The organism is Anaerobacillus alkalilacustris (assembly GCF_001866005.1).
GTDB classification, from domain to species: Bacteria; Bacillota; Bacilli; order Bacillales; family Anaerobacillaceae; genus Anaerobacillus; species Anaerobacillus alkalilacustris.
The window spans coordinates 62,214-75,980 of the sequence record NZ_MLQR01000031.1 but is presented as its reverse complement, the minus strand read 5'-3'; the positions used below and the strand labels follow the sequence as shown (position 1 = coordinate 75,980).

Below are 13,767 nucleotides of genomic sequence, written 5' to 3'. Positions count from 1 at the left end.
AATTACAGTTAAATGAATAAAAGATGTATAATCTTCTTCTCAGGATGGAATAAAAGATGTAGAATAAACACTTGAGAAAGGAGAGGATTTATATGTCACAGATTAGTTTTGAAACGTTTTTTAACAGTATAGATGAAAGTGTAGAAGTAATTCAAAATGATCATAAACTTACATATTTAGAAGCGCTTATCATTACAGGGGAATTTCTTTTTCAAGGAGAAACTGAACAACCATTAAGCGAATTAGCTCATAAAAAGGTTAAAACCACCTTGGCAAATGTTAAGATCGAACAATTTTCAAATGAGCAAATTCGTAAGACTTTTCAATTAGCAATCTTAAAAGGAATGAAGGAAGGTACACAACCACAACATATAATGACTCCAGATGCAGTTAGTATGTTTGTGAGTTTCTTAGTAAATAAACTAACTGAGAAAAAAGAATGTGTTCGTATATTAGATCCAACTGTAGGTTCTGGTAATCTACTTACAGCAATATTAAATAATTCAAATATAAAAATGGATAGCTTTGGGATCGAACCCGACGAGACACTACTACAACTAGCCTATGTAAGTGCCAATTTACAACAGCATAATGTAGAATTCTTCCATCAAGACAGCTTAACTGAAATTTTTATTGATCCTGTTGATGTAGTTGTTGCTGATTTACCAGTAGGATATTACCCTAATGAAGAAGTAGCAAAACGATATAACCTAAAAGCAGAGAAAGGTATGTCTTACACTCACCACCTAATAATTGAACAGATGCTAAATTATACGAAGCAAGGCGGATTTTTACTATTTTTAATTCCTAACACTATGTTTGAAACCGAACAAGCAAAACAGTTACATAGTTTTATTAAAGAACATGCCCATATCTATTCTTTATTACAATTACCGAAATCGATGTTTAAACATGCTAGCCACGGAAAAAGTATTTTTATAATTAGGAAAAAAGGGGAAGGGATTAAGGCCCCTAATCAGGCGCTTTTAGCAGAACTACCTTCTTTTTCAAATAAAGAAGCCTTAACAGAGATGATAAACAGTATAAACAATTGGCTTGAAGCATATTTAAATTAGGATACTTAAATAGAGAAATATGAGTAAGTATAACCTTGGCTATAAAGTCAAGGTTTTTCCTTCGGTATATTATCTAATAAAAATATTGCTGATTGGAAAGCTAAAAAGAAATAATGGGTAGTAAATTTAGTTTTTTACTATAGTAATGTTGGTAATACAGGTTGTCGATTTGTTGTGTTACAGAAGTTTGTTTGGTTAGTTTCTTACCCGTTATATCAATTGTTATTAGTTAATTAATATAAACTGTACTAACAAAATATGATTTTTTTTAGAAAATTGTTCTAAAGGTATTGAAATCTGCGATTAACAGTGATTAAATGAGAAGGTATGAACATTTCAGTAATAATTAAATGTAATTAAGGGATTAAAACAATTTAAATTGTTGAAGGAGATGTAGTAAATGTCAAAAATCATGGCGATCAATGCGGGAAGCTCGTCATTAAAGTTTCAACTACTTGAAATGCCGGAAGAAACAGTAGTGACAAAAGGGATTGTGGAAAGAATAGGGTTAGAAGATTCGATTTTTCAAATTGAAGTTTCAGGGGAAAAGAAAAAAGAAACTCTTAATATTTCAGACCATTCTCAAGCTGTAAAGATTTTATTGGATAAATTAACAAGCTTAGGGATTATTGAATCTCTAGATGAAATTGAAGGTATCGGACACCGGGTTGTTCATGGTGGAGAGAAATTTAATGATTCTGTATTAATTACAGATGAAGTTCTAAGCGGTATTGAAGATGTTTCGGATTTGGCACCGCTTCATAACCCAGCGAATATCGTTGGTGTGAAAGCATTTAAGGAAGTTCTTCCAAATGTTCCTGCTGTTGCAGTTTTTGATACAGCCTTCCATCAAACGATGCCTGAGCAATCATATTTATACAGCCTTCCATACGAGTACTATGAAAAGTACGGCATCCGTAAATATGGTTTCCATGGTACATCACATAAATATGTATCTGAAAGAGCAGCTGAGCTATTAGGAAGACCACTTGAACAATTACGTTTAATTTCTTGTCACCTAGGTAATGGAGCAAGTATTGCTGCTATTGAAGGTGGAAAATCAATTGATACATCAATGGGCTTTACTCCATTAGCAGGTGTAACGATGGGTACGCGCTCTGGAGACATTGATCCGGCATTAATTCCATATATTATGGAGAAAACTGGACAAACCGCTGCAGAAGTAATTGATGTTTTAAATAAGAAGAGTGGTATGTTAGCTTTATCAGGTTTCTCAAGTGACCTTCGTGATATTGAACAACAAGCCCAAGAAGGAAACGAACGTTCTGAACTAGCGTTAGAGGTATTTACTTCTCGTATTCACAAATATATCGGATCTTATGCTGCACGGATGCATGGTGTTGACGCAGTAATCTTTACAGCTGGTATTGGTGAGAATAGTGACGAAATCCGTGCCCGTGTGTTAAAAGGTCTAGAATTTATGGGAGTTTATTGGGATCCATCGTTAAATAAAGTACGTGGAAAAGAAGCATTCTTAAACTACCCACATTCTCCAGTGAAAGTAATAATCATTCCAACAAATGAAGAAGTAATGATTGCTAGAGATACTGTTCGTCTAACTAAATAATATATTTAACTATAAACAGTGGGAGTAATTATAGATCTCCCACTATTTATTAATACATAGTAGTAATCAGTGAAGGTTACTAAAAAGGTTATGCAATATCGGATTTTTGGACTTTTAAGGGACAGTTAACAATGACTTATCGTTATCTTAGGTTTTAGTTGGCGTTTTTTTTACCCTTACGAGTGGTAAATGAAGAAAGCATCTGCTCAAGTGGAGTAGGTGCTTTTTGTACTATAAAATTATTTAAGTTTAATATTATATTAATTAGTGGATGCTAAATTTCAGTTACAACCTCTAATTTAGTGAAAGTGTTTACAAATATAAGGTGGTGCAGGATGTGACATTAATTATAGATGCGGATCAAGGAGACCGTTTGATTGGCTTCTTCCTTATTAAAGAATTGCAACAAAAAATAGCGGCAAATGGTTCGGAGTATTTCGATCTGGTGTTAGGTGATCGTTCTGGAGTAATCTCGGCAAAGCTTTGGGATATTTCTGAAGAGCAAAAATCATTTTTTGAGGTGAAAAAAATTGTTAAAGTCGATGGTATAGTTACAATTTTTCGAAATCAAAGGCAAATACAAATCCAACGAATTCGTTTATCTACCCCGGAAGATAGTATTGATATACAATCCCTAGTACAAATGCCGTGCACTTCGAGAGAAGATTTATGGCAAGAACTAAGAATGATGATTGAAGAAATACATTCACCGACTTTAAATAAAATTGTTAAAGCAATATTAATAAATAAAGATATACGTGATAATTTAACAACACTGCCTGCTGGAAAAACAATGCATCATGCATACTATGCTGGCCTATTAGAGCATATTGTTACATTGATGCGATCTGCATTACAGCTTTTTCCGGTATATCCTCAATTGAACAAAGACTTAATCCTAGCTACTTGTCTATTGCACGATATAGGGAAAACTAAGGAACTTGCAGATCCAATTGCTCCTGAATATACACCTGAAGGGGAGTTAATGGGACATATAGTATTAGGCATTGAGATTATAAATGAAGCTGCTAGGGAGGCAGGAGTTTCGGTAAGTGATGAGGAATTATTAGCTTTAAAGCATTGTTTATTAAGTCACCATGGTGACGTTGATTTAGGCTACGGAAGTGCAGTTTCTGGAAAAACACCAGAAGCAATCTTTTTTCATTATTTAGATCAAATTGATGCGAAACTAAACGCGATGAAGTTGGCTTGTCAAAGTACGGATGGGGCCTGGGTTTATTCTCCGATTTTAAAAAGGAAAATACAAAATAATAGATAGGTGAGTAAACTTCATAATTTAAATGTAACGGTAGAATTGAAATAGTATGTTAACCGTGTGAAAATTGTATGTAAGGGAGTGGACGAATTGGAATTAAAAGGTCGTAAAAAAAACGTTTGGGAAGAGATTGAGAAATGGGAACATTTGTATTTTGATAAAGGAGAAACAAATTCCCTCAACTCATTTGAAGAAAACTTTAATAATGTAATAAAATCCTGGCGACCTGAAGTTCAAAAAAAACTATTACAGGTTGTTGATAGCATGATTTTTCATGCATATTCAACCATTCAAGACAATCAATTCGATCAAAAGACTATCTCGAAAATTTTAGAACAAGGTAGAGTATTCCGTAGTGATGTCGAGAATATTAATGATATGAAAAGGTTGACAATCGATCAGCTTCGCTATATAACAAATAAGTTCCTAGCAAAGCAACGACTAGTTTCTCTTACTCAGGGGGGAACATTAGGAATTGGTGGGTTACCATTAGTAGTAATAGATTTACCGCTATTATTGTTAGTAAATTTACGTTCAATACAACTCACTGCAATGACGTACGGATACGATTTAAGAAAGCCATATGAAGTAATGCTAGCTCTGAAAGTTTTTCATGTTTCAACTTTGCCAAAAACATTGCAAAAACAAGGTTGGAACAAATTGTTACTGGAGTTAGATTCTTGTGAGGATGAGTGGGTTTTTTTCGATGAAAAAACAAGTAATGAGTCCCTAGTATGTTTACAACAACCGATTAAGCAACTTGCTAAAGGACTATTGGTACTTATGTTAAAAAAGAAAACAATACAAGGAGTACCTATATTAGGGATTGCTGCAGGTGCATCAGCGAACTATTTCTTTACCAAACAAGTCTCGATTATCGCTCATAACTTTTATCAGAAACGATTTTTATTAGAAGAAAAAATGATCAGTGAAAAAGAATAAAAAATACATGAAAACTCCTTTAATAGCTTATTCTAAAATGTATAGAATTGAAGGGTAATAAAGGGGTTTATATGGAGAAACATTTTGTTTATATAGATGGTACAAAAATTTATTATGAAGATAGTCTTCATGGAAAAGAAGTCCTAGTATGCCTACATGGTTTTATTAGCTCATCTTTGTGTTGGTATCCGATTATGAAACATATGACAAAGTTTTTTCGGGTGATTGCGTTTGATCTTCCTGGCTTTGGACAAACTATATCAAGTCATGATTTTGAATACACATTAACAAACTATGGATTACTAACAATTAGATTTATTGAGAAATTAGGACTTAATAAAGTTCATTTAGTAGGACATTCGCTTGGTGGCCAAATTGCTCTTCAAGCAGCTATGAAAAAACCTAATCTCTTTCATAAGTTATTTTTAATAGGAGCGTCTGCCCAAAGAAAACGTCCTTCGAAAATTGCACGACTTTTTTGTTACATTCCATTTGCTGATGAAGCCGCATATCGCTTTTATTTTCAAGATCGTATGGTAGACATCGCTATTTCTAAAGTATTAGCAGGTGGAGTTGGGTTAGAAGGCGAGAGATTACAACCATATATTGATACTTGTAAAAAGAGAGAAGTTATTAAAGCTGTTCTTAAATTGGGAAAAGAACGAGAAGATGATATGAAGGAAAGTGATCTAAAAACTATTTGTCATAATACATATTTGTTGTGGGGGAGAGAAGATCAAGTAGTATCACTTAAAGAGGGGGAATTTTTAAACCGAAACCTAAAAAATTCTACGTTAGCAATTATTGAGCACTGTGGACATCTACCTATGGAAGAATATCCATATACAGTATTGCATCACCTTTATTCATTTTTTATTCCAAATTACCTTAATCAAACCTGATGAATTTTATAATACAAATTTCCTGAGTGAGGTACAATATCTGGCTATGTTGGGTGCGTTTTCATCAAGATGTAGTTTGATATCCCTTGATTAATAGGTTTAGGACATTCATTTAAGTGAATAAAAATCGAAAAAAATATTTATGTTTTTTTATGATTCTGTATTGCAAATTTTATAATTTGTTGATAAAGTAGTGAGTAGTTATTAATGTATAAAAAGTCAGTATAAATGAGAGAGGTTGTTAAACCCTCTTTTCTTTTAAAAAGTTATGTATAATTATAATGATAACAGTATCAATATTCATAAACGGGGGAATTGAAAATGAGTAAACCGAAAGTTGTCTTAGCTTATTCTGGTGGATTAGATACATCAGTTGCAATTAAATGGATTGGAGATCAAGGGTATGATGTAATTGCAGTATGCCTTGATGTAGGTGAAGGTAAAGACTTACAATTTATAAAAGAAAAAGCACTAAAAGTTGGTGCTATTCAGTCTTATACTGTAGATGCAAAGAAAGAATTTGCTGAGAATTTTGTTTTGCCAGCATTACAGGCTCATACAATGTACGAAAATAAATACCCATTAGTATCCGCTCTTTCACGTCCGTTAATTTCAAAGAAATTAGTGGAAATCGCAAACCAAGTGGGAGCAACCGCAGTAGCCCACGGTTGTACTGGAAAAGGAAACGACCAAGTTCGTTTTGAAGTTTCTATTCAATCTCTAAATCCAGACTTAGAAGTTTTAGCACCTGTACGTGAATGGGGCTGGAGTCGTGATGAAGAAATCGAGTATGCAAAACAACATAACATTCCAATTCCAATTAACTTGGATAATCCGTATTCGGTGGACCAAAACCTATGGGGAAGAGCTAATGAGTGTGGTATTTTAGAAGATCCATGGGCAACTCCTCCAGAAGGTGCTTATGAATTAACAGTTCCATTAGAAGAAACACCAGATGAGCCAGAAATTATTGAAATTGGCTTTGAACAAGGTGTTCCAAAAACAATTAACGACAAAGCATTTGAGCTTGATCAATTAATTTTAGAGCTTAATATTATTGCTGGTAAACACGGTGTTGGTCGTATTGATCACGTAGAAAATCGTTTAGTAGGTATTAAATCGCGTGAAGTTTATGAGTGCCCAGGTGCAATGACATTATTAAAAGCTCATAAAGAACTAGAGGATTTAACGTTAACAAAGGACGTTGCTCATTTCAAACCTGTTGTTAGTAAGAAATTAACAGAAATGATTTATGATGGACTTTGGTTCTCGCCGTTAATGCCTGCCTTGCAAGCATTTATAAAAGAAACACAAAAAACTGTAACAGGAACAGTTCGTGTGAAACTATTTAAAGGGCATGCTATTGTAGAAGGCCGTAAGTCAGAATTCTCTTTGTATGATGAGAAACTTGCAACTTACTCAAGAGATGATGAGTTTGACCATAGTGCTGCAGTTGGTTTCATTAAGCTTTGGGGCCTACCAACGAAAGTTAGCAGTATGGTTACAAAGAAGGGAGTCAAACAACTGTGACAGCTAAGCTTTGGGGCGGACGTTTTACAAAAAAAGCAGAAAGCTGGGTGGATGCCTTTGGGGCATCCATTGGCTTTGATAAAGAGTTAGTAAAAGAAGATATCCAAGGAAGTATGGCACACATCAAAATGTTAGGAAAGTGTGGCATAGTTCCTGAACAAGATGTTGAAAAGATATTAGCTGGTCTTACAGTTATTAAAGCTAAAGCCGAAAAAGGTGAGCTTGAATATAATGTTCAAAATGAAGATATTCATTTAAATATTGAAAAGTTTCTTATTGACGAGATAGGTGAAGTAGGTGGAAAGCTTCATACTGGGAGAAGTAGAAATGACCAAGTTGCCACTGATATGCACTTGTATTTACGAAACCAGGTAAAGGAAATTATGGTTTCTGTAAAACATCTTCAAGAAGCGATAATTGGACAGGCAAAGCAACATGTGGAAACGATTATTCCAGGCTATACGCATTTACAACGTGCTCAACCAGTTTCCTTTGCTCATCATTTAATGGCGTACTTCTGGATGCTAGAGCGTGACTATGAACGTTATGAAGAAAGTTTTAAAAGGATTAATATTTCTCCATTGGGGGCTGGTGCTCTTGCTGGTACGACATTCCCAATTGATCGTGCTTATACAGCGGAAATATTAGGTTTTGACGGCATTTACGAAAATAGTATGGACGCTGTAAGTGATCGTGACTTTATCATTGAGTTTTTGAGTAATTCTTCGATGTTAATGATGCATTTATCGAGGCTTTGCGAAGAGTTGATCCTATGGTCTAGTCAGGAATTTCAATTTATTGAAATGGATGACACTTTTGCAACAGGAAGTAGCATAATGCCACAAAAGAAAAATCCTGATATGGCAGAGTTGATTCGTGGAAAAACAGGTCGAGTTTACGGAAGCCTATTTTCTCTTTTAACTATATTAAAAGGGTTACCTCTTTCCTACAATAAAGACATGCAGGAAGATAAAGAAGGTATGTTTGATACTGTTCATACTGTAAAAGGCAGTCTACAAATTTTTGCTGGTATGATTGAAACAATGAAAGTATTGGACAAAAATATGGAAAAAGCAACGAATGAAGATTTTTCAAATGCTACAGAACTTGCAGATTATTTAGCAAGCAAAGGAATGCCTTTTAGAGCAGCCCATGAAGTTGTCGGAAAATTAGTGCTTCATTGCATTCAAAACAATAAGTTTTTACTTGATCTATCAATGGAAGAGTTTAAGGAAGCGAGTGATTTATTCTCTGGTGATATTTACCATGTACTGGAGCCGAAAACAGTTGTAGCTAGACGTAACAGTGCAGGTGGTACTGGATTTGAACAAGTAAAAGAAGCCATTGTTAAGGCTGAAAGTATAATAAATAAGAAGTAACAAAAAGAGCTGAGAATCAGCTCTTTTTGTTACTTCAGCTAATTTCGGTAATAGGTGAGTGTTATTTTTTTTCTAATTACGAACTATTAGGACGTCACATTTAGCGCTTCTCGCAATATATTCTGAAACGCTTCCGATCAGAAGTCTTTCAACGGTATTTAATCCTGTGGCACCTGTAATAATTAAATCAACATTATACCTTTGTGATATATGTTTTGAGATTTTCACTTTTGGTGAACCAAAGTCTAAAATACACTCTACATCTATACCAGCCTTTTCAACTTCAGCTTTATAAGCTGAAAGCATGTCCTTAGCGTATTCTTCAGCTCTAGTAACAACAGTTCGATCATATTGTTCAACGGTTGCAAAAGTCCTAGTGTCTACAACGTGAGCAATAAATATTTTAGCTTGCTCTTTTTTTGCAACATCAATTGCCTTAAGCAAAGCTTTTTTTGCTTCTTCAGAACCATCTACTGCTACGAGAACTCTTGAATAATTCTTCTCCATGGATTCCACCCCTTTTTATAAGATAATGAAAGCCTTTTCGTGTTAAGTATAACATGGAATATCAGATTGTTAAATTGGAGAACATGTCATAAATTGAGAAAGTTTGTTGAATAATATTGAAGAGGAAAAGGGAGGTGGGATTATTGAAAGAACAAGAATTTAAAAATATAATTTTTGATGAAGAGGGAGAAGCGATTATAAGGCAACAACTGCTAGATTCCTATTACGAAGGAACAACAGAAACAAAAAAGAGAAATGATACGTACAACAATACTGATAATAAATAATTATTAATAATACTCACCTTGGTTAGAGTGCCAAGGTGAGTATTATTGTTCTAAAAAAGACATTCTTTTTTACATATAATTTACATACTTCTATAATAGTGCTTAGAACAATTAAACATAACTTGATTTAGTTATTAATTGAGTGAATTTCATAATTACCTACATGGAGCTAAATAAGTCTAAATGTTGTTGGAAACGGTCTTCATCCAACAACATTTAGTATCAGAGTAGCAAAAATAAACATATATGAAACTCATTAAATTAAATGAAAATATGGGGAGGAGTTTTTCTATGCGTCATGTTTTAATCACAGCTGGAACAAAAGGTTTAGGGAAGAAAGTTTCAGAACAGATGTTAGAAAAGGGACATATGGTTACGATTAGTTATAGAAGCGACCAAGAAGCTGTTAAGCAGCTTTCAAAGGAATGGAAAAAATATGAAGGTTTTTTTCAATTTTTTCAAGCAGATGTAACTAAAAAGGAAGATTTAGTAAATCTTGTTGAAGCTGCAGTGAACTCCTTTGGTACCATACATATTTTAATAAATAACGCTGGTCCGTATGTTTTTCAAAGAAAAAAGTTAGTGGACTATAGTGACTCTGAGTGGTATGAAATGTTGGAAGGTAATTTAAGTAGTGTATTTTATTTAATAAGACAAGTTATACCTATGATGAAAAAGGAAAAATTTGGGCGTATTATTACTTTTGGTTTCCAAGGTGCAGAAAGTACCCCAGGCTGGATTTATCGTTCAGCGTTTGCGGCTGCTAAAGTAGGGCTTGTTTCGTTAACAAAAACTATTGCGATTGAAGAAGCAGAAAATGGCATAACTGCTAATATGGTTTGTCCTGGGAATATTGTCGGTAAGATGAAAGAAGCTTCTATTGCACATTCACGGAACCATTTCGATCAGGATACTCCAATTGGAAGGTCAGGTACAGGAGAAGACATTGGTCGGATGATATCGTTTCTTTGTGAAGAAAATTCAGATATGATAACTGGTGCAGTTATTGAAGTGACTGGTGGAGTAGATGTTTTGCACCGATATCGTTAGTAATGAAAGATGAAGAAGTGCGACATATTTGTTTATTTAACATAATCAGAATTAATAAATTTTTAACTTGGAAACTGTCTAGCTCCAGGCTCCATCGGATCGATCACTTCAGACCTTCTCTTTCGGTCAAAAACCCGACCGCTACGAGCAGGTCTTCCAGTGTTTGTCGCCGATAGGCGGGCGCCTTGCGCTTTTCTTATTGTGTAACCGTAATATAGGTAGCGCTTGTATATTTTACCCATTATTTACTAATAGTAGTAATGAGGTGATGAAAATGTTGAAAAAGTTAATTTTAATATCTTTGATAATTAGTAGTAGCTTTGTTTTAAACCCAACACAAGGGTTTGCTTTTAATTTGATGGAAAGTTTATACTTAAAGATTTCAATCGTTGAGAATGGTATAGAACATGAGTGGGAATATACTAGTCCAGGTAAGTATGAATATGAAAAAGGTGAGCATGTAATAAAAACTATAGTTGCAAAAGAAGAAATGCATTCAATTATCAAAACTTTGAATCTATCCAAGAGTGCTAAAATTGAAGAAATGGTTAAGATACTGAAACAGGAGAGGTTCCCAAAGTTAGAACGGCTCGATATCCGATGGATGGATGGAGAAAATAAATTATATACATGGGTATGGATTAAAAATGAATAGATATGTCTTTAGGTTGAAAGAATAACCCCCTTGAGTTTTGTGATATGTTAAATCTACAAACAGTGAAGATGAAAAACTCACTGTTTGTAGATTAACTTAATAATTTAAGGTGGTTACTTTACTACTAGTAGTTCTTTTGGAAAGCTGGTTAAACTGCGGAAACCGTCTTTTGTAATGACAATATCATCCTCTATACGAACGCCTCCTATACTAGGCTCATAAATACCTGGTTCAACAGTAAAAACAAACCCTTCTTTTAATAAATCCTGGTTATTTTTGTTCATTGAAGGAAATTCATGTACTTCAATTCCTAGACCATGTCCAATACGATGTGGAAAATATTCTCCGTAACCAGCTTTTTCTATGTAATCTCTTGCTATTGTATCGATATCTCCTATTTTTGATCCAACCTTACATAAAGATAAAGCCGCATTTTGTGCTTCTAAAACAGTTTCGTAAATATGTCTTTGTTTATCGCTAACCTCTTGATAAATTACTGTACGTGTAATATCAGAGCAATATCCATCTAAAACTACTCCAAGATCGAACAAAACAAAATCCCCTTTTTTTATTTTAGTTTGACCAGGATTTCCGTGAGGATCTGCTGTATTAGCTCCTGTTAGGACCATTGTTGAGAAGGACATTTCCCGTACACCTTTGCGTTTTAATTCATATTCAATTAAAGCTAAAATCTCCATTTCTGTTTTACCTTCTTTGATGGTGTTGACGCCAACCTCAACACCAAAATCAGCAAGTTCAGCAGCTTGTTTTAAAACAGATAACTCTTTTTCATCTTTTATTAGACGTAATGAATTTAACTTATCTTCTATAGAATGAAATGTAGTGTGAGGAAACATATGTAAAAAAATGTTTGCTCGAGTGAAGGAAATTTGTTCTTTTTCAATAGCGATTGCATGTCCTGATTTGTTTTGCATTTTTAATAGTTGGTGAATTAAGTCCCAAGGATTATCAGTATCACTGTAGCTAATAATCTCATATTCCCACCCAGCAGATTTTGCTTGATTTCTTTCCATATTTGGACAGATTAGAACAGGTTGATCATTAGGGAATATAAATAAACCGATTAAACGTTCGTGAGGTTCAGAATAAAAGCCTGATAAATAAAATACATTTGCCTTTGTTTGGACAAAAGCAAAGTCATAATCGTTTTCCGCAAGCCAACTCATTAATTTGTTTATACGCATGTTCATTTACTATCACTTCCTTGTTAATTTGATAAGGTAACCATATCTAAAACTGTACCATTTTCTAAAGCGTTTGTTAATTTATGCTTCAATTTTTATATTGTTCACTAATAGTTAATTAAAGTTTAATCTTTGTTATAAAAAATAAAAATATAGAAGGATTAATGACGTTTAAAAGCGTAGTAGGTTTGTAAATAAAGTAAATATAAAGTTTAGGAGTGATAAAATATGAAATTAACATATCATGGACATTCGGTCGTTTATATTGAAACGAATGGTAAGAAGATTATCATTGACCCATTTATTAAAGGTAATAGCCAAACTAACCTCGACCTTAACGTCCTACAAGTAGATGTTATTTTACTTACTCATGGTCATAACGACCATGTAGGCGATACAGTTGAACTAGCAAAGAAAAATCAAGCTACTGTTGTTGCACCATTTGAACTGGCTACGTATTTAGGGTGGCAAGGAGTAACGGTTCATCCAATGCACATAGGTGGTTCACACCAATTTGATTTTGGCAAAGTGAAGTTTACTCAAGCTTTTCACGGTTCTGCTTACGTAGAAGAAGAAAATAAAAAGATTGTTTATACAGGGATGCCTGCAGGAATATTACTTTCCGCAGAAGGGAAAACCATCTTTCATGCAGGCGATACGGCTCTGTTTTCAGACATGAAGCTTATTGGTGAACGTAACAATATTGATGTAGCTTTTTTACCAATTGGTGATAATTTCACAATGGGACCAGAGGATGCAACTATTGCGGCTACATGGCTAAGAGCAAAAATTGTAATTCCAATTCATTACAATACATTCCCGGTAATCGAACAAGATCCAAAGGCGTTTATTGCAATGTTAGAATCTGGGGTGGAGGGTAAGCTTTTAACCTCTGGAGAAACGATGGATTTGTAGAAGTAAATAGTATGAAGTAGGCTAGACCATTCTGGTTTAGTCTATTTTTATGGGAAATTAAGATGAAACTAATCATTGTTATTATTTTTCTGCATATAATGCAAGTAAGACAACCTATAAGGGGAGTGAGTTTATGAGAAGAAGTCGTTTGTTTTTATGTTTTATACTAGGCATCGCTATTGTATTTTACGGTGTACCATACTTGAATTTTCAAGCTGATTTGAAGACTACTATTTTTTCAGCTACTTGGTTACTGTTTGCACTTATGGCGATTAGTGGAAATCTTATTGCTCTGTTATATGGTGATAGGATGAAACAAATTAAAACAACAAGAAAAAATATAAGTATACAAAAGAAACAAAAAGTACGACAATATGGATAATTGCCTTGAAGTCAAGCTCTCTGATCGCTATACTTGTATCAGTACAGACCCATTATTGCATGAATACAGGCAA

At 34.0% G+C, this 13,767-nt stretch carries 14 protein-coding genes; 12 read left to right on the top strand and 2 right to left on the bottom strand.

Annotation, left to right across the window (positions count from 1 at the left end):
• The first annotated feature begins 92 nt into the window (after nt 1–92).
• The 7 genes from BKP37_RS13310 (at nt 93) to argH (ending at nt 8,693) form a co-directional block, all read left to right on the top strand.
• Entirely contained in the window at nt 93–1,076 is a 984-nt protein-coding gene (locus BKP37_RS13310; protein ID WP_071310100.1) for a class I SAM-dependent methyltransferase, read from the top strand.
• A gap of 400 nt (nt 1,077–1,476) precedes the next feature.
• Complete coding sequence (locus tag BKP37_RS13305; RefSeq protein ID WP_071310099.1) at nt 1,477–2,664, top strand: acetate kinase; 1,188 nt, start codon at nt 1,477–1,479, stop codon at nt 2,662–2,664.
• A 337-nt stretch (nt 2,665–3,001) separates the two neighbouring features.
• The gene (locus BKP37_RS13300; protein WP_071310098.1) at nt 3,002–3,943 is read left to right on the top strand and encodes a 3'-5' exoribonuclease YhaM family protein; all 942 of its coding nucleotides are present in this window, start codon (nt 3,002–3,004) and stop codon (nt 3,941–3,943) included.
• A gap of 87 nt (nt 3,944–4,030) precedes the next feature.
• Nucleotides 4,031–4,882, top strand: a complete 852-nt coding sequence (locus tag BKP37_RS13295; protein WP_071310097.1) for an EcsC family protein — start codon at nt 4,031–4,033, stop codon at nt 4,880–4,882.
• A 71-nt stretch (nt 4,883–4,953) separates the two neighbouring features.
• A complete protein-coding gene (locus tag BKP37_RS13290; protein ID WP_071310096.1) occupies nt 4,954–5,784 on the top strand; it encodes an alpha/beta fold hydrolase in 831 nt (276 codons plus the stop codon).
• Between the two features lie 321 nt (nt 5,785–6,105).
• Nucleotides 6,106–7,314, top strand: a complete 1,209-nt coding sequence (locus BKP37_RS13285; RefSeq protein WP_071310095.1) for an argininosuccinate synthase — start codon at nt 6,106–6,108, stop codon at nt 7,312–7,314.
• On the top strand, nt 7,311–8,693 hold the full coding sequence (argH, locus tag BKP37_RS13280) for an argininosuccinate lyase (protein ID WP_071310094.1): 1,383 nt from the start codon (nt 7,311–7,313) through the stop codon (nt 8,691–8,693). Before BKP37_RS13285 ends, argH begins: the two co-directional genes overlap by 4 nt.
• A gap of 72 nt (nt 8,694–8,765) precedes the next feature.
• Here the strand turns inward: argH and BKP37_RS13275 are convergent, their stop codons facing one another.
• Nucleotides 8,766–9,200, bottom strand: a complete 435-nt coding sequence (locus tag BKP37_RS13275; RefSeq protein ID WP_071310093.1) for a universal stress protein — start codon at nt 9,198–9,200, stop codon at nt 8,766–8,768.
• A gap of 143 nt (nt 9,201–9,343) precedes the next feature.
• Between BKP37_RS13275 and BKP37_RS20165 the strand changes: the two genes are divergently transcribed.
• From BKP37_RS20165 to BKP37_RS13265, 3 genes are all read left to right on the top strand, one after another.
• The gene (locus tag BKP37_RS20165; RefSeq protein WP_169823143.1) at nt 9,344–9,487 is read left to right on the top strand and encodes a hypothetical protein; all 144 of its coding nucleotides are present in this window, start codon (nt 9,344–9,346) and stop codon (nt 9,485–9,487) included.
• Nucleotides 9,488–9,778: 291 nt separating this feature from the next.
• Nucleotides 9,779–10,537 (top strand): SDR family oxidoreductase, encoded by a 759-nt coding sequence (locus BKP37_RS13270; RefSeq protein WP_071310092.1) that lies wholly within the window; start codon nt 9,779–9,781, stop codon nt 10,535–10,537.
• A gap of 274 nt (nt 10,538–10,811) precedes the next feature.
• The gene (locus BKP37_RS13265; RefSeq protein ID WP_071310091.1) at nt 10,812–11,192 is read left to right on the top strand and encodes a hypothetical protein; all 381 of its coding nucleotides are present in this window, start codon (nt 10,812–10,814) and stop codon (nt 11,190–11,192) included.
• Nucleotides 11,193–11,305: 113 nt separating this feature from the next.
• Here the strand turns inward: BKP37_RS13265 and BKP37_RS13260 are convergent, their stop codons facing one another.
• Nucleotides 11,306–12,403, bottom strand: coding sequence for a M24 family metallopeptidase (locus BKP37_RS13260; RefSeq protein WP_071310090.1), 1,098 nt, complete (start codon nt 12,401–12,403; stop codon nt 11,306–11,308).
• A gap of 222 nt (nt 12,404–12,625) precedes the next feature.
• Here BKP37_RS13260 and BKP37_RS13255 point away from each other — a divergent pair, with 222 nt between their 5' ends.
• Together BKP37_RS13255 and BKP37_RS13250 are read left to right on the top strand one after the other, a co-directional pair.
• Entirely contained in the window at nt 12,626–13,312 is a 687-nt protein-coding gene (locus tag BKP37_RS13255) for a metal-dependent hydrolase (RefSeq protein ID WP_071310089.1), read from the top strand.
• Nucleotides 13,313–13,445: 133 nt separating this feature from the next.
• Nucleotides 13,446–13,694 carry a hypothetical protein gene (locus BKP37_RS13250; protein WP_071310088.1) on the top strand — a complete coding sequence of 83 codons (249 nt, stop codon included), beginning with the start codon at nt 13,446–13,448 and terminating at the stop codon, nt 13,692–13,694.
• The last annotated feature ends 73 nt before the right edge of the window (nt 13,695–13,767 follow it).